The organism is Alishewanella maricola (genome assembly GCF_016343785.1).
Taxonomy (GTDB): Bacteria; Pseudomonadota; Gammaproteobacteria; order Enterobacterales; family Alteromonadaceae; genus Alishewanella; species Alishewanella maricola.
Map to the genome: position 1 here is coordinate 153,293 of NZ_JAEINI020000003.1, position 18,483 is coordinate 171,775.

The 18,483-nt window shown below is 46.5% G+C and carries 19 protein-coding genes; 12 read left to right on the top strand and 7 right to left on the bottom strand.

Features of this window, described 5'->3' with window-relative positions; genetic code table 11:
• Nucleotides 1-84 precede the first annotated feature (84 nt).
• Nucleotides 85-579 carry a metal-independent carbonic anhydrase family protein gene (locus JAO78_RS06210; RefSeq protein ID WP_226750497.1) on the bottom strand — a complete coding sequence of 165 codons (495 nt, stop codon included), beginning with the start codon at nucleotides 577-579 and terminating at the stop codon, nucleotides 85-87.
• A gap of 425 nt (nucleotides 580-1,004) precedes the next feature.
• On the opposite strand from JAO78_RS06210, the gene JAO78_RS06215 reads away from it, so the two are divergent.
• The 3 genes from JAO78_RS06215 to JAO78_RS06225 are packed head-to-tail and all read left to right on the top strand — an operon-like array spanning nucleotide 1,005 to nucleotide 3,152.
• Complete coding sequence (locus JAO78_RS06215; RefSeq protein ID WP_226750498.1) at nucleotides 1,005-1,385, top strand: MerC domain-containing protein; 381 nt, start codon at nucleotides 1,005-1,007, stop codon at nucleotides 1,383-1,385.
• A complete protein-coding gene (gene zigA / locus JAO78_RS06220) occupies nucleotides 1,366-2,586 on the top strand; it encodes a zinc metallochaperone GTPase ZigA (RefSeq protein ID WP_226750499.1) in 1,221 nt (406 codons plus the stop codon). The genes JAO78_RS06215 and zigA overlap by 20 nt, the downstream gene beginning before the upstream one ends.
• On the top strand, nucleotides 2,583-3,152 hold the full coding sequence (locus JAO78_RS06225; protein WP_226750500.1) for a DUF1826 domain-containing protein: 570 nt from the start codon (nucleotides 2,583-2,585) through the stop codon (nucleotides 3,150-3,152). The genes zigA and JAO78_RS06225 overlap by 4 nt, the downstream gene beginning before the upstream one ends.
• Nucleotides 3,153-3,247: 95 nt before the next feature.
• Here the strand turns inward: JAO78_RS06225 and JAO78_RS06230 are convergent, their stop codons facing one another.
• Nucleotides 3,248-3,715: a CreA family protein gene (locus JAO78_RS06230; RefSeq protein WP_226750501.1), complete on the bottom strand. Its 468-nt coding sequence runs from the start codon at nucleotides 3,713-3,715 to the stop codon at nucleotides 3,248-3,250.
• Nucleotides 3,716-4,056: 341 nt separating this feature from the next.
• On the opposite strand from JAO78_RS06230, the gene JAO78_RS06235 reads away from it, so the two are divergent.
• Nucleotides 4,057-4,719: a PEP-CTERM sorting domain-containing protein gene (locus JAO78_RS06235; protein ID WP_226750502.1), complete on the top strand. Its 663-nt coding sequence runs from the start codon at nucleotides 4,057-4,059 to the stop codon at nucleotides 4,717-4,719.
• A gap of 214 nt (nucleotides 4,720-4,933) precedes the next feature.
• Entirely contained in the window at nucleotides 4,934-5,752 is an 819-nt protein-coding gene (locus JAO78_RS06240; RefSeq protein WP_226750503.1) for an HAD family hydrolase, read from the top strand.
• Nucleotides 5,753-5,800: 48 nt separating this feature from the next.
• Here the strand turns inward: JAO78_RS06240 and speE are convergent, their stop codons facing one another.
• Nucleotides 5,801-6,664, bottom strand: a complete 864-nt coding sequence (gene speE, locus JAO78_RS06245) for a polyamine aminopropyltransferase (RefSeq protein WP_226750504.1) — start codon at nucleotides 6,662-6,664, stop codon at nucleotides 5,801-5,803.
• A gap of 134 nt (nucleotides 6,665-6,798) precedes the next feature.
• Between speE and speA the strand changes: the two genes are divergently transcribed.
• The 3 genes from speA (at nucleotide 6,799) to yihG (JAO78_RS06260) (ending at nucleotide 10,627) form a co-directional block, all read left to right on the top strand.
• Entirely contained in the window at nucleotides 6,799-8,685 is a 1,887-nt protein-coding gene (gene speA / locus JAO78_RS06250; protein WP_226750505.1) for a biosynthetic arginine decarboxylase, read from the top strand.
• Between the two features lie 107 nt (nucleotides 8,686-8,792).
• Nucleotides 8,793-9,683 (top strand): 1-acylglycerol-3-phosphate O-acyltransferase, YihG family, encoded by an 891-nt coding sequence (yihG, locus tag JAO78_RS06255; protein ID WP_226750506.1) that lies wholly within the window; start codon nucleotides 8,793-8,795, stop codon nucleotides 9,681-9,683.
• Between the two features lie 14 nt (nucleotides 9,684-9,697).
• Entirely contained in the window at nucleotides 9,698-10,627 is a 930-nt protein-coding gene (gene yihG / locus JAO78_RS06260) for a 1-acylglycerol-3-phosphate O-acyltransferase, YihG family (RefSeq protein ID WP_226750507.1), read from the top strand.
• Between the two features lie 66 nt (nucleotides 10,628-10,693).
• On the opposite strand, the gene JAO78_RS06265 is transcribed toward yihG (JAO78_RS06260), so the two are convergent.
• Both JAO78_RS06265 and JAO78_RS06270 read right to left on the bottom strand, forming a co-directional pair.
• Complete coding sequence (locus tag JAO78_RS06265) at nucleotides 10,694-11,902, bottom strand: methyltransferase (protein ID WP_226750508.1); 1,209 nt, start codon at nucleotides 11,900-11,902, stop codon at nucleotides 10,694-10,696.
• Nucleotides 11,902-12,747: a tetratricopeptide repeat protein gene (locus tag JAO78_RS06270; RefSeq protein WP_226750509.1), complete on the bottom strand. Its 846-nt coding sequence runs from the start codon at nucleotides 12,745-12,747 to the stop codon at nucleotides 11,902-11,904. The genes JAO78_RS06265 and JAO78_RS06270 overlap by 1 nt, the downstream gene beginning before the upstream one ends.
• A gap of 312 nt (nucleotides 12,748-13,059) precedes the next feature.
• Between JAO78_RS06270 and JAO78_RS06275 the strand changes: the two genes are divergently transcribed.
• The gene (locus JAO78_RS06275; protein ID WP_226750510.1) at nucleotides 13,060-14,799 is read left to right on the top strand and encodes an acetolactate synthase 3 large subunit; all 1,740 of its coding nucleotides are present in this window, start codon (nucleotides 13,060-13,062) and stop codon (nucleotides 14,797-14,799) included.
• A gap of 2 nt (nucleotides 14,800-14,801) precedes the next feature.
• Nucleotides 14,802-15,293: an acetolactate synthase small subunit gene (ilvN, locus tag JAO78_RS06280; protein ID WP_226750511.1), complete on the top strand. Its 492-nt coding sequence runs from the start codon at nucleotides 14,802-14,804 to the stop codon at nucleotides 15,291-15,293.
• Nucleotides 15,294-15,320: 27 nt separating this feature from the next.
• On the opposite strand, the gene JAO78_RS06285 is transcribed toward ilvN, so the two are convergent.
• Both JAO78_RS06285 and JAO78_RS06290 read right to left on the bottom strand, forming a co-directional pair.
• Nucleotides 15,321-16,568, bottom strand: a complete 1,248-nt coding sequence (locus JAO78_RS06285; protein WP_226750512.1) for a cation:proton antiporter — start codon at nucleotides 16,566-16,568, stop codon at nucleotides 15,321-15,323.
• Nucleotides 16,569-16,590: 22 nt separating this feature from the next.
• The gene (locus JAO78_RS06290; RefSeq protein ID WP_226750513.1) at nucleotides 16,591-17,778 is read right to left on the bottom strand and encodes an NRAMP family divalent metal transporter; all 1,188 of its coding nucleotides are present in this window, start codon (nucleotides 17,776-17,778) and stop codon (nucleotides 16,591-16,593) included.
• Between the two features lie 152 nt (nucleotides 17,779-17,930).
• On the opposite strand from JAO78_RS06290, the gene JAO78_RS06295 reads away from it, so the two are divergent.
• Together JAO78_RS06295 and JAO78_RS06300 are read left to right on the top strand one after the other, a co-directional pair.
• Nucleotides 17,931-18,197 carry a hypothetical protein gene (locus JAO78_RS06295; protein WP_226750514.1) on the top strand — a complete coding sequence of 89 codons (267 nt, stop codon included), beginning with the start codon at nucleotides 17,931-17,933 and terminating at the stop codon, nucleotides 18,195-18,197.
• A 3-nt stretch (nucleotides 18,198-18,200) separates the two neighbouring features.
• Nucleotides 18,201-18,446 (top strand): GNAT family N-acetyltransferase, encoded by a 246-nt coding sequence (locus tag JAO78_RS06300; RefSeq protein ID WP_226750515.1) that lies wholly within the window; start codon nucleotides 18,201-18,203, stop codon nucleotides 18,444-18,446.
• The last annotated feature ends 37 nt before the right edge of the window (nucleotides 18,447-18,483 follow it).

An 18,483-nucleotide genomic window follows, 5' to 3' on the forward strand; every position in this document is an offset into this window, starting at 1 on the left:
GATAAAAAGGGCTAGTAACGCTGTTGTGTTACTAGCCAAGGTTGGGATGAGCTGGGTAATACGCGTCAAACACGCGTTGGCAATTTATTGGCTATAAGGTAAAGAAGAATGGTGCAATACGATGCGCAGCGCGCCTTGCTCATCCTTCTTAAAGCCCCAAGTTTTATCCACGGTGGTTACGTTACCGCTTTTGTCAGTCAGCATAACGTGGCCCATCGTTAAAGCTAAATCACCATTAATATAGACACTGGCATTGCTAAAGTCATAACCCTGCCAACCTTTTAGCGCAAAGCCGCTGTCATTGGCATATTCGGCATTGTTGCCGATAAAATAAGACAAGGCGCCGTCATAGTTGGTGCGAAATGTCTGGTTGCCATTAGCTAAAGTGGGTTTAAACAACACCGCACCTAAATTGTAACCATAGGCGGCATCTAACACTTGGCGGGCCACTTTTTCAGCTTGCGCTTGTCCACCTGCGGTGTAAGCCGCGCTGATGTCAATGAGTGCTTGTCCCCAAGCTTGTTGCGCTGTTTTCACTTCAGCTTCAGTAATATTGTTGTTTACTACTGGAGAGGCCATAACCGCACTGCTTGCCAACACAGACAGCGCTATTGAAACCATTACTAACTTTTTGTTCAGCATAATTATTGTTCCGTTCTATTGGGTTACAAGAGGTCGTATTTAACTGCTGACCACTTTACTCAGACAATCTGAACAACAACTCCCACTAAACATGAACACAACGCAGCACTTAGATTAAAAATAAATGAACAACGGCAACTACGTCGTTTGTTTCAACACACTGGCTGATTTAAAGCGGTACTGTTTTACGCTTGCGCTAACCAGCACTTGTCACTTCTGGCAATTCGCATTTGACGGCCACAATGTTACGTTATAACATAATGTAAATTGTTATAACGTAACAATATGCCATGCGCATATTTTGCAAAATACGGCTCGCAATGACTCATAACATGGCCGGATACCACATACTGAGAGATTTTATGAAAGACATTATCGCTGCGGCGTTATCAGGCCTGTGTATCGTCCATTGCCTTGCTACTCCGATTTTATTGCTGTTGGGCAGCTCTGGCTTAATGCTTGGCGTATTAAGCTCAGAGTGGTTTCATTATTTGATGTTACTTCCCATCAGTGTATTACTGGCCTGGAGTCTGCCTGGCGGTTGGTGCGTACACAAGCATACCGCCCCTTTTGTCTTGGGTTTGGCAGGCTTTTTACTGCTAATCACCTCTTTGTTCGCCTCGCACCATGCAGAAACCGCACTGTCTTTGATTGGAGGTGGGCTGTTAATCGGCGCGCATCTCTATAACCGTCAACTGCTTCTTCAAGCACAAGGAGTGCAACATGCTGCCCACTCAGCGTAGTAACGACAAACGCCTCCCCGTTACCGTGTTATCAGGCTTTTTAGGTGCCGGTAAAACCACATTACTCAATCATGTTTTAAATAACCGCGACGGTTTGCGCGTGGCGGTTATTGTGAATGACATGAGTGAAATTAACATTGATGCCCATCAGTTAAATAAAGAGGTCAGCCTTAACCGTGCTGAGGAAAAACTGATTGAAATGAGCAATGGCTGTATTTGCTGCACCTTACGTGAAGATTTATTGATCGAAATTAGTAAACTGGCTAAAGCCGGTCGTTTTGATTATTTATTAATTGAATCGACCGGTATTTCAGAGCCGCTACCCATTGCAGAAACCTTTACTTTTGAGCACGAAGACGGCCAAAGCTTAGCCGATATTGCTCGGTTAGATACGCTGGTAACAGTGGTAGATGCCGTAAACTTTATGACTGACTTTGAGGCCGCGCATGACTTAGCCGAACGAGGGGAAAGTTTAGGTGAAGACGACGAACGCAGTGTCGCTGATCTACTTATTGAGCAAGTCGAGTTTTGCGATGTCTTGGTGATCAGTAAAACCGATTTAGTTAGTCCTGAGCAATTAGCACGCTTCAGCGCCATTTTACGTAGTTTAAACAGCCGTGCTCGCATTATTTATGCTGAGAAGGGCCATGTCGCATTGCCGCAAATACTCAACACAGGCTTATTTAATTTTGAACAGGCTCAGCAAGCGGCAGGCTGGTTAAAAGAGTTACGCGGCGAACATAAACCCGAAACGGAAGAGTACGGCATTAGCAGTTTTGCTTTTTATGCTCGTAAGCCTTTTCATCCAGAGCGATTTTACCATTTTTTACATCAAGACTGGCCAAGTGGGCGTTTATTGCGATCTAAAGGCTATTTCTGGTTAGCTAACACGCCTGAGCATGCTTGGCTGTGGCATCAGGCGGGTGGCATGGCTCGTTATCATATCGCAGGACTGTTTTGGCAGGCTGTACCCTCAGAGCAATGGCCCGAGGAGCCAGAGATGCAAGACGCGATTAAACAAAGCTGGCAGGAACCCTTTGGCGACCGCCGCCAAGAGTTAGTATTTATAGGGCAGCAACTGGATAAAACGGCAATACTGGCACAATTGAACGCGTGTTTACTTACTGACAGCGAACTAGCGCAAGGCGAACAGCATTGGCAGCAGCTGCCCAGCTTATTTGTTCAGGAGCAAACCGTATGAGCGCGCTAGCCTTCAATGCGTTTCGCCCCCAGATACAACAGGTCATGGCTGAGGATCCCACTGATCTGACCCGCATATTTAGTGATGAGGTGAATTTAGTCAGCTGGCAACGAAATGCCGATAACGCCATCGCAGAATACTGCCGCACACTGGCGCTTACGATGCCAATCAAACGTATTGTTCATGTTGACTCGGTACAATCCGATATCGGTCATGCCTTACCTGATGCGCAGGGAAAAGAGGCTTTTCTGCACGATATTGCCCTGCTCTGCAACATGTTCAGTTGCTTAATGGATTGCCAGCAGCTGGGGCTACGTTTAGAAACCTTACGTCAACCGATGTGCCCCAAATTTCATACCGATCATCTGGTGTGCCGCTTGGTATGCACTTATCTTGGCCCTGGCACCGAATGGCTAGACGCGAACGCGAACACCTTAAAAGCTGCCCCCTTTGCCGTTACTTTGCTTAAAGGCTCTGGCTGGGAGGGTAATGAGCAGCACGCTATTGTTCACCGCTCACCCGCCGGTGACGCCCCCCGCGTGTTGCTAACCTTAGATCCGATGTAACATCACACTTATCATTAAATAGCTGCTAATCTCTGCGATAAGGTGATTAGCGGCAGCAACACAAATAAGCTTTTTATCCCAGCAAGTTAAGCCAATTAAGGCTGTGCCGTCTTCGCGTCGCTATAAGCTTGCGTTCCCCACAGCGGCACCGTCGACAGGCTGTGTTTAAAGCTACCTGAGGTTTCTTTAGTGGAGTAAGACAAATACATTAACGTCTGGTTTTCGGCGTCCAGAATACGTCGAATTTTCATGCTTTTAAAAAAGATGCTTTTTGATTTGGTAAACAGTACCTCTCCGCTTTTGCTTTTATCTATTTTGGCAATCATTTCGGCAGTAATCGGGCCTGTTTGGCGACAAGAAATACCGCTATCAGAAGGGTCTGAAAGATTTAGATTGGCTTCAATACTGGAGACATGACAGGTCACGCCGGTGACCACCGGATCAGTAAAAGCATCAAGCTTGATATCCTTAGTGGTAAAAACGCCTAATGACACGTCACCTACTTCATTGCGGTTACACCCCGCCAGTATTAACAATAGTAAAGCCCCGAAGAGTAAGCGCATGTTAAGTTCCCCTTTGTTAAATGAATATATTGCTGCAAGCCACAGCTGGTAACAGTATAGGTACCAGTAAAACACACCGGCGCAATTGTTGTTAGTATTTAACAGCTCTATTATGCGTTCAAGAATTGCTACTCGTGCACACTCAAAGTGCGTCAAGATAGTTTACAGTCAACTGTAAAAAAACAAATCACTTAGGGAGGGGCTTATTTTATTTAATAAGAAAAAAATTAAACCATTGATATTTATTACTAAAAATTTAAAGCGGATTGATTTTTGCATGTTAAGTTATTGTCATACTCTTTATGATAATAATTAATCACATTTTAGGAATTAAATCAGCAATGAAAGTAATAAAAAATATATTCTGCTTATTCGTATTCATGCTTAGTAGCCAACAAGCTATGGCAACCATAATCAATTTGAGCGATGATGACTTTTCAGAGCAAACCATAGGCTTTGATTTTACTTTTTTTGGTCAAACATACAATTCTGTATTTGTCGGCTCAAACGGATACCTGACCTTTGGTAGTGGTAATACAGATTTTACTGAATCTGTTTCTGAGTTTTTAGACGAGCAAGCTCGAATTGCAGTGTGGGATGATTTTAACCCTGCAACAGGTGGGAATATTGAAGTAATCAAGTCAGCTACCTTCTTTTCGGCTGTTTATAGCAATATTCCTCAGTTTAGTAACTCTGATAGTAACAGTTTTTCTATTAGCCTTTTTCAGAATGGGTTAATAGAAATTATGTTTAGTAGTTTGAACACCAACGATTTATTGGTGGGTATATCTACAGGTGGTGGCAGAACAGGTAGCTCAGTTGATTTATCAACTCGCGGTGCTTGGAATACAACAACTTCTATTTATGAGCAATTTTCTGGCAATTTTGACCTAAACCAACGCACATTAACATTCAATACTGCTGTTGATGTACCTGAACCAAGTTCGATTGCCATTCTTGCATTTGGATTAATTGGATTGATGAGTCGTCGCCTGATTAAATAACAAGCATGTTTATCAACGTAATTGCAAGGCTACTTCCGTAGCCTTTTTTATAAAAATCATTTCGTCTGGTGTTTGTGTCACTAGAACAACTTCATACATATACAGATAAAAACCACATACGGTGCCTTTACGTATGGCATACTTCATCATCTAAGTTGTCGGCGGGGTTTGGCTGTCAGCTCGGTTAGTCTTTTTAAGCTCGGAAATGCCCTATATGTATCTTATTTGTTTTGACTTGGACGGCACCCTGTTAAATAACGCCTCTGAGATCTCCCGCTTTACCTACGACACCTTACAACTGTTAAGTGAGAAAGACATTGCCTTCACCATCGCCACCGGGCGCACTATGCTGTCGGCACAAAGGGCGGTGGCGGGTCATAAATTTGTGTTACCGCAAATCTATAATAATGGCGTAACAATTTGGGATCCGAACACCCAGCAACTGACCTTAGAGAACATCTTAGAGCAGACTGAAATTAATACTATTCTTGAGCTTGCTCTGCGCCAAGGGATCTCGCCCTTTGTGCACGTGATTGCTCAGCACCAACATGTGGTATTTCATGCTGAAACCCAGCACGAGGTGGAAAAAAGACTGGTCGAAAAGTACTTTAGCGACACACCACAACAGCTACAGCCGCTAAACGCCTTAGCGCCTGAACATCAGGTCACTAATATCAGCATGATTGGTGAGGCCGCCACCATTCATGCCATGTGGCAAACATTAAATACCTATCCAAACCTGATTGCGTACTCAGGCCCTGCCATTGAGGGGCCGCAGTATCGTTGGATGGACGTGCATCATTACCAAGCCAATAAAGGCAAGGCCGTTGCGCAGTTGAAAAAACAACTGGGGGCCAGCAAAGTTATTTGTTTTGGGGATGGTGATAACGATTTAAGTATGTTTGCTTGTGCTGATGAAAGTTACGCCCCCGCCAATGCGATAGACGAAATTAAACAAGTGGCCAGTGCGGTGATTGGGCATCACCATGAAGATGGCGTCGCGCATTTTCTTCGCGAACGTTTCTCGTTATAAACAAAAACGCCTGCAATGGCAGGCGTTATGATTAGCGGCGCGTATTAACTACTTCGCGGCAAAGGCTTTTTTAACAAAGTTAGGCAAGGCCGCGGCGGCTTTATGCACCTCAACGTTGTAATACTCGGTATCAAAGCCAGCCGCTGCCGCTGCAGCTTCGCGAAAACCGTTAAACTCACCGCTTTTCTTCGCCAAGGTACAGGTCCACCAACCAGAGGGATAAACCATTTGCGGGAAGTTCAGTGTTTGTAAACTGGCAAAACCCGCATCGCTCATCGCTTGACGCATCGCGGTTAATAACGGCATATGAATAAGTGGCGATTCACTTTGTTGCACTAAGATACCGTCACTGGCTAACGCCGCTAAGCAGCTGGCATAAAAAGCGCGGTTGAATAAACCTTCGCCCGGGCCAATCGGATCGGTAGAATCAACAATAATCACATCAATGGAGCCGGCGGCCGCTTCACGCATAAATTTAATGCCGTCTTCAAATTTCAGCGTGGCGCGTGGGTCATTGTTTGAGGCACACAGCTCAGGGAAATATTTTTCCGCCATGCGGGTGACTTGCTCGTCGATATCAATTTGCGTAACGCGTTCAACACCTGGGTGTTTTAATACTTCGCGTAAAGTGCCGCAGTCACCGCCACCAATAATCACCACATTTTTTGGGTTAGGATGCGTGAAAAGTACAGGGTGACTCAGCATTTCGTGATATAAGAAGTTATCACGGCTACTGAGCATGATAACGTCATCAATTACCATTAAATTACCAAAATGCGTGGTTTCGTACATGGCAATTTTCTGAAATGGTGACTGCACTTCGTCTAATTTCTTGGTAATCGCTAGACCAAACACACTACCACTGTCGGCAAACACCTCAGTAAGCCACTTTTTGTCATTAATTACTGACATAATTTCCCCCTGCATCGTATAAGGGGCGTATTTTGCCTGTGTTACAGGCCACATACAAATTTTTTGGGCAATTTTGCTGCACCAACCCGTTATAGGCTTTAAACTATAGCAGTTAATTTTTTTGAGGAAGCACAATGTCAGCTTGGGGTTTTGAAAAAGCGCGATCGATTTATAACGTGGCAGTCTGGAGTGAAGGCTATTTTGACGTCAATCAGGACGGTGATCTTATTGCCTATCCCGACCAAGATCACAGTAAAAACGGGATCAGCTTTCCCGAGCTTACGCAGCGTTTCAAAGAAGAAGGCTTAACCTTACCGGTTTTAGTTCGCTTTACCGATATTTTGCAGCACCGGGTTGATACGTTAATTAAGTCGTTTCAACTCGCCAAAGCAGAAAAAGAATATCAAGGGCAATACACTGCCGTTTACCCCATTAAGGTAAACCAGCAGTTCTCTGTAGTAAAACGTTTAATTAGCCACGACAGCGGCAAGGTCGGCTTAGAAGCCGGTAGTAAGCCTGAATTAATGGCGATCTTGGGTGTGACTGAACAACCGCTGCAAATCGTTTGTAATGGTTATAAAGACAGCGAATTTTTACGCTTAGCCACCATCGGACAAATGATGGGCCACACGGTGTATGTGGTGGTAGAAAAACTGTCTGAGCTTAAAACGCTGATCCGCGAAATTGATAACTTAGGCGCAGCACCGCGAATTGGTATTCGTATTCGCTTAAACTCGGTAGGTAAAGGCAAATGGCAAAACACCGGTGGTGAAAAGGGCAAGTTTGGCTTAACCGCTACTCAAGTATTGCAAGCGATCGACGTACTGCGTGCAGCAAACAAGCTCGACCTGCTGCAATTAGTGCATTTTCATATCGGCTCACAAATTGCCAATATCCGTGATATTCACAACGCTATACGTGAATGTGCCCGTCACTATGCAGAATTACGCACCCTTGGCGTGCCTATCACCACGGTTGATGTGGGTGGTGGCTTAGGTGTCGACTATGAAGGGTCGAAATCGCGCTCAGCCTGCTCGATGAACTACACCATGATGGAATATGCGCGTAACGTGGTAAACGGCTTAAAAGAAGTCTGTGACGAGTACGACTTACCGCACCCGAACATCATTACCGAATCGGGCCGCGCCATGACCGCGCACCATGCGGTATTGGTTACGGATGCGATTGATATTGAACGCGCACCGGGTTTAGTCAATTTACCTGAGCCCAGCGAAGATTCACCCACGGTGATCTTAGGTTTGTGGGAAGCTTATCAAAGCGTCACGCCACGTTCAGCAATTGAAGCCTATCACGATGCGATCCACTACTTCACTGACGCTCATGCCCAGTATGTGCACGGTTTATTAACGCTGCAAGATTGGTCGTTATTAGAGCAAATTTACTTCGCTACCATTAACAAAGTGCGCGCGAACTTAGATTTATCGGCGCGTTCGCATCGCAGTATTCATGACGAGCTAAACGAAAAGCTGGCCGATAAGCTGTTCGTTAACTTCTCATTGTTCCAATCAATGCCAGATGCTTGGGGTATCGACCAACTATTCCCAGTAATGCCACTCGAGCGGATGAACGAACCACTGAATCACCGCGCTATTATTCAAGATATTACCTGTGACTCAGACGGTATGCTGAAAAGCTATGCCGATGGTAACGGTATTGAATCAAGCTTACCGCTGCCAGAATATAGCGATGATAAGCAGTATTTACTTGGCATGTTTATGGTGGGTGCTTACCAAGAAATCTTAGGTGACTTACACAACTTGTTTGGTGACACCGATTCAGTGCACGTTGAACTGACGGATGATGGCAGCTACAAGCTAACCAACATTATCAAAGGCGACACCGTAGCCGATGTATTACGCTATGTGCAGTTTGATGCGAAGAAGCTGATTGCCTCTTACACTAAACAGCTGGCGAAACTTGAAATGGAAAGTGAACGTAAAGATGAACTGCTGGATGAATTAAAAGCCGGCGTTTATGGTTATACCTATTTCGAAGATTAAGCTAGAATAGCAACTGATCGGACGAGTAACGCAGCTTATTAGCGCGTTACTCGTCTTACATTTATTTCCTGTTGCCGCCTCGGCAACACTAAATAATCAGGTGCGTTATGTTGGCGTTTTTACCCAAACCCCTTGTCGGTGTGCTCTCCATCCTACTCTATACCCTTAATACCTTATTCTGGTTTGTCCCTGTTTTGTTACTGGCTATCCTGAAGTTGCTGCCAATACCACTTTGGCAAAGCGGCCTCACTTATCTGCTGGATGCCTGTGCCGTATGTTGGATCAGCGTGAACAACTTCACCACGGCATTATTCACCCGTATTCGTTGGCATGTTCAAGGCATCGAGCAACTGTCGCGTAAAGAGTGGTATTTGATTATAGCCAACCACCAATCTTGGGCAGATATCTTGGTATTACAGAAAATTTTTAATCGCAAAATTCCGTTTATTAAATTTTTTCTGAAAAAAGAACTGCTGTATGTGCCGTTTCTGGGCATTTGTTGGTGGGCGCTCGATTTCCCTTTTATGAAACGTTACAGCAAAAGTTTTTTACAGAAAAACCCGCACTTGCAGGGTAAAGACATCGAAACCACACGCAAAGCCTGTGAAAAATTCCGCTATAAGCCGGTCTCGATTATGAATTTTGTTGAAGGCACCCGCTTTACCAAGGCGAAGCACCAACAGCAGCAATCGCCATTTGCGCATTTACTAAAACCCAAAGCCGGCGGTACCGCCTTTGTGCTTGGCGCCATGGGCCAACAACTGCATAAGCTGCTAGATGTGACCATTTATTATCCGCAAGGGATCCCAACATTTTGGGATTACATCTCAGGCAAAGTTCATGCTATAACAGTAAAGGTGCAGGTGTTGCCCATTACAGAAGATTTGATAGGCGACTACAATGATTCTGCTTACAAAGCACATTTTCAGCAATATATTAATCAGTTGTGGTTAAATAAAGATCAACAACTGGCCGAGCTAGATAAAAACAGCCAGTAAACAAGGAGTGGACGATGTTAAGCATATTGCCAGGGTTTCTGTTATTGCCGATAAGTTTTAGCTTATTTGCGCTTAATTTGGCATTTTGGGGCATCGTCGTCACCCCGCTGGGTTTATTAAAACTACTGATACCTAACGCTGCCGCCCACCGCTTGATTGCTAAGCTGGGTCGCTTTTGCTATCGCGGTTGGACACGAGTTAATACGGGTCTGATTAATCTCTTTAACGATGTCGATTGGCAAATTAGCGGTGAGCAGCAACTGGATAAAGAAAGCTGGTATTTGCTGATCGCCAATCATAAAAGTTGGTTAGATATTCCGGTGGTCAGTGCTTTTGCCGCCAAACTGATCCCCGAACCCAAGTTCTTTTTAAAAGACCAATTAAAATGGGTGCCCTTTTTAGGCACCGGTTGCTGGGCCTTGGATATGCCTTATATGAAGCGCTACAGCGCAGCGACCTTGGCAAAACGGCCTGAATTAAAAGGCAAAGACATCGAAACAACACGTAAATCTTGCGCCAAGTTTCGCCATGCCCCCACCACTATTATCAATTTTGTTGAAGGTAGCCGATGTACCGAGCAAAAACAAAAATTGCGGCGCAGCCCTTTTAGCCATTTATTACCCCCGAAAGCCGGCGGTATTGCCTTTACCCTGGCCAGCATGGGCGAGCAGTTTAACGCCATCTTAGATATCACGCTTATTTACCCTGACAATCAGCAAAATATTGCGCTTGATATGTTGATGGGCCGTTTAAAACGCGTGGTGATCAAAGCCGAGATTTTAGCCGTTGATCAACACGTCATGGGTGATTACTTTAACGATGCGGTATTTCGCGAGAATTTTCAGCAATGGCTGAATCAGCGTTGGCAGTTAAAAGATCAATACATTAGCGCCTATTATCAGCAGCAACAAAGCGATACGTTTAAACAACCTATCCGCTGTTAATCTTCAGCAACATGGCCGTAAGCTGGCCTGTTGCTTAGAAACCGCTGGCCATCATTGGCTTGGCCGTTAAACAGCGGGGTTTAAACTGGCTTGCAGTAATAAATTACGTGGGGTCAGCTGATAATCACAAAAGGCTTGCACGCTTACCTGATAACCGTGTTGTTGCAAGTACAAGGCTCTATCAAGCACCAAATACAGCTCTAATGGCCGCCGAAACAGGTGCCGAACGGCATCTAACCGCTGTACCAACAGATAACGCGCCTCGCCAGCCGCTAAATAACTCGGCCAGTCTGTAACTGCAGGTGCAGTTAAATGCTGTAAACTGGCCGCCATCTTGGCAAACGCAGCAAAATCGCCACTAAACCACTGCTTGGGTAACGAAGGTAACGGTTGATATGCCCGCTGCCCCGTATGCAAAGCGCGCCATTCATCATAGGCCAAACGCCATGTCACTTCGGTTTGCCGCAAACGACTGACCCGCTCACCCGCTGTAACTTGCCCTTGCACCGCCAGTTTTAAATCTTGCCGACTTAGCGCTAACGCATCGGCTTGTGCCTGTTTAGATAACGGCTGATAGTCTGAGCTGCTAATTAAATGATAGCAACAGGGGGCAACTTGTAACTGTTGGCAGCGATGGGCTACCGCCACCGTGAGTAATTGCAGATGGAGTTGACCGCAAGCATGCAAGGCCAGCACTTGTTGCTCGGCATGCACTGCCGCCGCCCCCGCAGCAGTTAGCACATCCGCCTGAATAAACTGCTGTGAAATCTTATGCTGTGAAGCTAAAGCACTGCCCGCCTCACATAAGCTTGGCTGCCATTCGATACTCGTCACGGTGCGGCTAGATTGTGCGGCAAACAGCCGGCCTAAATGGCCTTTACCGGCGCACCATTCCAGCACCGGCAACGCTTGCTCAGGAATAAACTGACAAAACTGCTGAATTTGCGTGAGCTTACGACCATGAATGCCATTCGTTAACCAAAACGGCCAAGGCGAATTGTCGGCGGTTTTGTTGGCAGTCAACCACAAAGGCAAAGTCATTAACTCAGGAAAATACTCGGCAAAACAGCGGCGTTGTTGCTGCGGATCCTGATCTAGCACCGCGAGCTCACTGGCGCCAAGTTGCGACAGTTGTGCGTTCAAGGCTGGCGAGAAGCGTAATGTCAGGCAGTCCATCGGTGAGAACTGCCAATACTGGCGATAGCGCTGCAATACACTGCTGAGCTGCTGAAACAACTCAGACAGCGCACTGCCCTGCAGCGGTGCGTTCGACATTAATACAACAGGGCGTATAAACGACGACGATATTGGCTGGCCAACGGATCACCTTTCGGCAAGGCAGCCAAAATATCTAAATACAATTTTTTGCTCTGACCAAAGTTTAAATCTTGCTGCAAAATTTTCAGTAACAGCGCTAGCGCTTCTTCTGAACGTAATACCGCCTGATATTGCACCGCTAATTGTTCAATTACCTGCTTATCTTCCGGCGCCGCCGCTAACTTTGCTTCTAAGGCCTGAATTTCTGGCGTATTGGTGGCTTGCTGAGCTAATTCTAATTTGGCTAACACCGTTTTGTACAAGGCGTCTTGATCCGCTAAACGCACTTCCGCTAACAGTTTTTCAGCCTGCGTCAGCTGACCTAAGCTAATGGCACAATCTGCTAACCAAATTTTGATCTCTACACGCTCCGGCGCCAGCGTTAAGGCCTCGGCGAGTAACGGATAAGCGGCGTTCATCTGCCCAGCTTCTAATTGTCGCTGCGCTTTCGCTAGCAAGTCATCTTCCGGCTTGGGTAAGTAAGCTGCCAAGCGTTGTAAAATTTGTTGTTCGGTTGCGACACCGGCAAAACCATCAACCGGTTGGCCTTCTTTAATAAACATAACGGTGGGCAGCGATTGCACACCAAATTGCATGGCTAAATCTTGCTCAGCATCGCAATCCACTTTCGCCAAACACAGCTGCTTGGGATATTGCTGCACTATTTTGGTTAGAGTGGCAGAAAGTTGCTGGCAGCCGGTACTGCGAGCCGACCAGAATTGAAAAATAACTAACTGCTGCATCGAGCGATCGAGGATCTCCCGCGCATTCATCATGCTGACGTCAACAATAGGGTTTTGCATTAGCGGTAAATCCTGTAACAAAAGTCTTAGTTGATACTATGGTGGCACCGCCGTCCTTTTTAAAGCAGTAAAGATGGCTAAAAAGTGAAAAAGACATCGACATTGCCAAGCAGTTGCCGTAAATTAATTAAGCGCACAAAAAACGCCAGCAGAGCCATAAAGATAGCGCAAGAAACGTAGCGAAAAGCTTACGATTCAAAACAGACCAGCCCACGTAGCACCACTGACAATCCGGTAACGGAATGTCGGCAGTTTTTGGTATTTAACGCCTTACAACTGCTTTTACCTCAGCAACTGATGAGATACTACATTATGACAAGCCAATCCAAACAAGCCGAGATGTTATCGGGCGCAGCTATGGTGATCCGCGCGCTGGCCGATGAAGGGGTAGAATACGTCTATGGCTATCCCGGTGGCGCTGTGCTGCATATTTATGATGCGCTGTTTCAACAAACTCAAGTAAAACATGTGCTGGTACGCCATGAACAAGCCGCCACGCATATGGCCGATGCTTATGCTCGTGCTACCGGTAAAGCCGGTGTGGTGCTCGTGACTTCAGGTCCGGGTGCCACTAATGCCGTCACCGGAATTGCCACCGCCTATATGGACTCGATCCCGATGGTGGTGCTCACCGGCCAAGTGATGAGCCATTTAATAGGCGAAGATGCCTTCCAAGAAACCGATATGCTCGGTATTTCCCGGCCGATCGTCAAACATAATATGTCGGTGCGCCGCCCCGAAGATATTCCGGCACTAATTAAAAAAGCCTTCTATATCGCCCAAAGCGGCCGCCCAGGCCCAGTAGTGCTCGATATCCCGAAGGATATGACGATCCCCAGCCAAACCTTTGCTTATGATTACCCAAGCGAAGTGAAGCTGCGTTCATACCAGCCAAAATTAAAAGGCCATAGCGGCCAGATTAAAAAAGCCGTTACCGCGTTATTAGCCGCGAAAAGACCGATCATTTATGCTGGCGGCGGGGTCATAATGGGCCACGCATCAAGTGAACTGACTGAACTGGCGCAGCTATTAAATGTCCCCGTAACTAACACCTTGATGGGCTTAGGGGCTTATCCGGGTGAAGATAAGCAATTTGTAGGCATGCTGGGGATGCACGGCAGTTACGAAGCCAACCAAACCATGCACCACGCCGATGTTATTCTAGCCGTTGGTGCGCGCTTTGATGATCGGGTGACCAACAACACCAAAAAATTCTGCCCAGATGCCACGATTATTCATATTGATGTCGACCCGGCCAGTATTTCTAAAACGGTGAATGCGCATATTCCAATCGTTGGTTTAGTGCAGCCGGTGCTAGAAGAAATGCTTGGCCTGGTAAAGCAGAAAAAGAAAAAACTGGACGAAACCGCACTGGCCAGTTGGTGGCAACAAATTAATGCTTGGCGTGCCGTGCACGGCGGTCGTTATGACACCACCACCTCGCAAATCAAGCCACAGCAGGTCATTGAAATGGTCAGCAAAATTACCAAAGGCAATGCCTTTGTCTGTAGTGATGTTGGCCAGCATCAAATGTTCGCGGCACAGTATTACAAGTTTAACAAACCGAATCGTTGGATTAACTCAGGCGGCCTTGGCACCATGGGCTTTGGTTTACCGGCGGCAATGGGCATTAAGCTGAATTTTCCTGACGATGATGTGGTGTGTGTTACCGGTGAAGGCTCTATTCAGATGAATATTCAGGAGCTATCAACCTGTAAACAGTACGGGCTGGGTGTAAAAATCATCAACCTGAATAATGGCTATCTAGGCATGGTGAAGCAGTGGCAAGATATGAACTATGAATCGCGCTATGCCAGTTCCTATATGGATTCATTACCTGATTTTATTAAGTTAGCCGAAGCCTACGGCCATGTCGGTATTCGCGTGACGAAACCAGAAGAACTTGAGCCGGCCCTAGAGCGTGCTTTTGCCCTCAAAGATCAGTTGGTGTTTTTAGATATTCATATCGATCCGAAAGAGCATGTTTACCCGATGCAAATTCCAGGCGGTGCCATGAATGAGTTATTTTTAAGTAAGACAGAGAGGACTTAACCATGCGACATATTATTTCTGTTTTACTCGAAAACGAATCGGGTGCTTTAGCGCGTCTTGTCGGTTTGTTTGCTCAGCGCGGTTACAACATTGATTCGCTTACCGTAGCACCAACGGAAGACGCCACGCTTTCGCGTTTAACCTTGGTGACGCACGGTAATGATCAAGTGATTGAACAAATTACTAAGCAGCTGCATAAACTAATTGAAGTAGTGAAATTGACTGATCTAAGCGAGTCCGCGCACATTGAACGCGAATTGATGCTGGTAAAAGTGAAAGCCGCCGGCAACCAACGCGACGAAGTAAAACGCTGTGCGGATATCTTCCGCGGCCAAATTGTTGATGTGTCTGCCAATACCTATACCGTGCAATTGGTCGGTACCAGCGACAAACTGGATGCGTTTATTCAGGCGTTAGCCGGTTCGCAGATCTTGGAAGTGGTGCGTAGCGGTGTGTCGGGTATTTCACGCGGTGAAAAAACCTTAGCGATGTAACGTGCACTAAGCCTACAGAGCGGCGACCTAGGTCGCCGTTTTCTTTGGCTGATGACGGCCATACACCCACTGAAACAGCGGCGAAGCCATCAAAGTGGTGACAATAGCCATTACCACCATAATCGAAAATAGCCCTTGCTGAATAATGCCGTAATTCAACGCGATATTAATAATAATCAGCTCCATTAGCCCACGCGCATTCATTAAGGCGCCCACTGCTAAAGCGGTTGGATTATCCGCACCGTTCCAACGAGCCGCGGCCCAACAGGCGGCAAACTTAGCTAAAATTGAGCACACTAAAATAATGAGTGTAATCAGCAACAAATTACCGCTGCCTAAAACATCTAACCGGGTATTTAAGCCCGAATAGGTAAAAAACATCGGCAACAATAACAAAATGGTAAGGCGCTCTAATCGCTTGCGTAGTAATTCGGCCATCAGGCCGCGCGGAATGGCAATACCCAATAAGAACCCGCCAAATACCGCATGCAAGCCCACCCAATCCATACTCCACGCCGATAGTACGAACAACAGCATTATAAATACAAAAGGTGGCCACTGTAATTGTTGCTGCTGCGCCACCCGATCTGCCAAAGGTTGTAACCACCCCCGCACCTTCGTTAGCATCAATAAGGCATATAAACCGCCCCCCACTAAAGCGGTTAACAGTACACTGATGCCACCGCCAAAACTGGCCAATACCAAGGCTAAAATTAACCAGGCCGCAGCATCATCTATCGCACCCGCGGCCAAAGCCATTGTGCCCAGTGGCGTATTAGCAAGGCCGCGCTCATAAATAATACGGGCCAGCATCGGAAAGGCGGTAATCGCAATGGCAGCACCTAAAAAGAGCGCAGCATTAAAATAGCTGATACCGGGCGCAAATAAGCCTGGCTGCTCTAACAGCCACAAGCAGAGTAAAGCCGCCACAATAAAGGGTACCAGCATACCAGCCAGCGACACTGAAATGGCACTGCGGGCATGTTGTTTAAAAAGACGCGTATTAAATTCTAAGCCCACTAAAAACATATAAAGGCCGACACCTAATTGCGCGCCAAAATACAACCAACTGCGTGTTTCAGGGATAAAAATACTTTGTTGAAACGCGGGCAAAAACCAACCAAACAAAGAAGGGCCGAGCGCCACACCGGCAATCATCTCGCCAACGACTTTCGGTTGCCCAACAAACCTAGCCAGCCGACCAAATAACTGAGCCGCCATTAAAATCAGGGCTAACTGCGCAACAAACAACAAGATTAACTGCCAAAGAGACACCCTTAACTCCTAATAACCATATTTAACTGAGCAAGCCGAGATACCAACACAAGAACAATACGGCAAAACCAAACAAATAACTCAGTCCTAGCCAACTTAATAGGGTTAACCCTTTCGATAATGGCGGCATATCTGCGCCACGCAGTAAACTAAAATTCAGCCAAGCAAAAACGGGAGTAGTTAAAAACGCTAAGGTCATCGCAAAAGTCAGCATCGGGCCGAGCGCCGAGCGGAAAAACAAGATCACCGCCATACCGCACAGTGCCTGCACAATCAGCCAACTGCTTAAACTCAGTCGATTATCTACTTTTTGCCAACCCAGTAGATAAAACGATTTATTCAGGGTGCGAGCATACCCATCAAGAACCGTGATGGTGGTGCCAAACATACATAAAAAGGCAATCAGCGACACTAACGGCTTTGACCATTCGCCAATGGTAGCGCCATACATATCGACCAATTGTTGGGCAAAGGCAGCACCGGCTAGGGCAATCGGTTGCGCCGTGCCGTATTGCACTAAAGCCCCTAAGGCTACAAAAACCAGTGCCAAACCTGCGGTTAACCAATAACCGAGGTTAAAATCGAACAGGCCCTGAGCGCGCGTTACCGGTTGTCGCCGCTGTTTCGCGGTTAGCCACAATGAGCTAATCGCCGAAATTTCAATCGGTGCAGGCATCCACCCCATTAACGCCACTAAAAAGCCCAGCATCACTAATTGCCAAGGGGATTGCCCAACATAATCAGCGGGCGCTGACGCACCGTTTTTAGCCGCAATAATAGCCGCGGTTACGGTGGTGAGGGTTAAGAGCAACATAATCACTTTCGCGACGCTGTCTAGCGCCTGATAATGCCCCAGCAACAAGATCAGTAAGCAAGCCAATAAGATTAAGCAACACAACAGGGTTAAAGACCAGTTGCCAGGCAGTGCATATTGCAACAAGGCTGCTGTTAAAATTAGCACTGCCGCGGTATTAACCACCGCCGCGACGACATTTAACACAACAAAACTGTAAAAGTAGCCTTTACCCTTGCGTTGATAGCCTTCAAGCAGGGTTTCGTTTTGTTCTAAGGTGTATTGCACACCAAACCGAAAAAACGGGTACTTAAGAATATTGACCAATAAAATTAACCATAACAACTGCCAGCCGAATAAAGCCCCTGCTTGCGTTGATGCCACCAAATGAGAGCCACCAATCGCGGCTGTGGCCATTAAAACACCAGGCCCCAATGTTTGCAGGCGGGTGCGCCAGCCAGAGAAAACTTCGTGCATAATACGACTTGTTGATTGTTATTTGATGCTCGCTAGCTTAGCCTAAGCATCACAGTGATGCACTGCTTTTACCGCGAACAGAGGCTTGGAACATGCAAGAAAGCGATTTAACCGATCAGGCAACCCTACTTGAAGTACTCGAAAACCAATTAGCCGATAATTACCCAACAGAAGTGATGGCGACCTTAATGCGTTTACGTATGACAGGCCACAGTCGTGAGGCGGCTATGGAGTTAATGGCCTGCGCGCTAGCCCCAGAAATGTTTGCCGTGGTTGAACAGCAACAAAACTTTAATTTAGAACGCTATACCGCGCATTTAGCGTTGTTACCTGCAACCCCTTGGTTAGATGAGGAGTAAGCTATGACAGAACCGCTTATTAAGCATCTCGCATCAGAGCAACGCTTTACGCTCACCTTGGCGGATGCCAGTGCGCAGCTAGATTATCACGTGAATGGCAAGGTGATTAATTTTCACCATACCTTCGTGCCTCCGGCGTTTCGCGGTAAGGGTTTAGCAGAAAAATTGGTGCGCCATGCGCTGCAGTGGGCGCAAACAGAAGGTTATGACATTCAAGCAAGCTGCTCTTACGTGCAGCGTTTTCTCTAATAAAAAAGCCAGGTGACATCACCTGGCTTTTTCTATT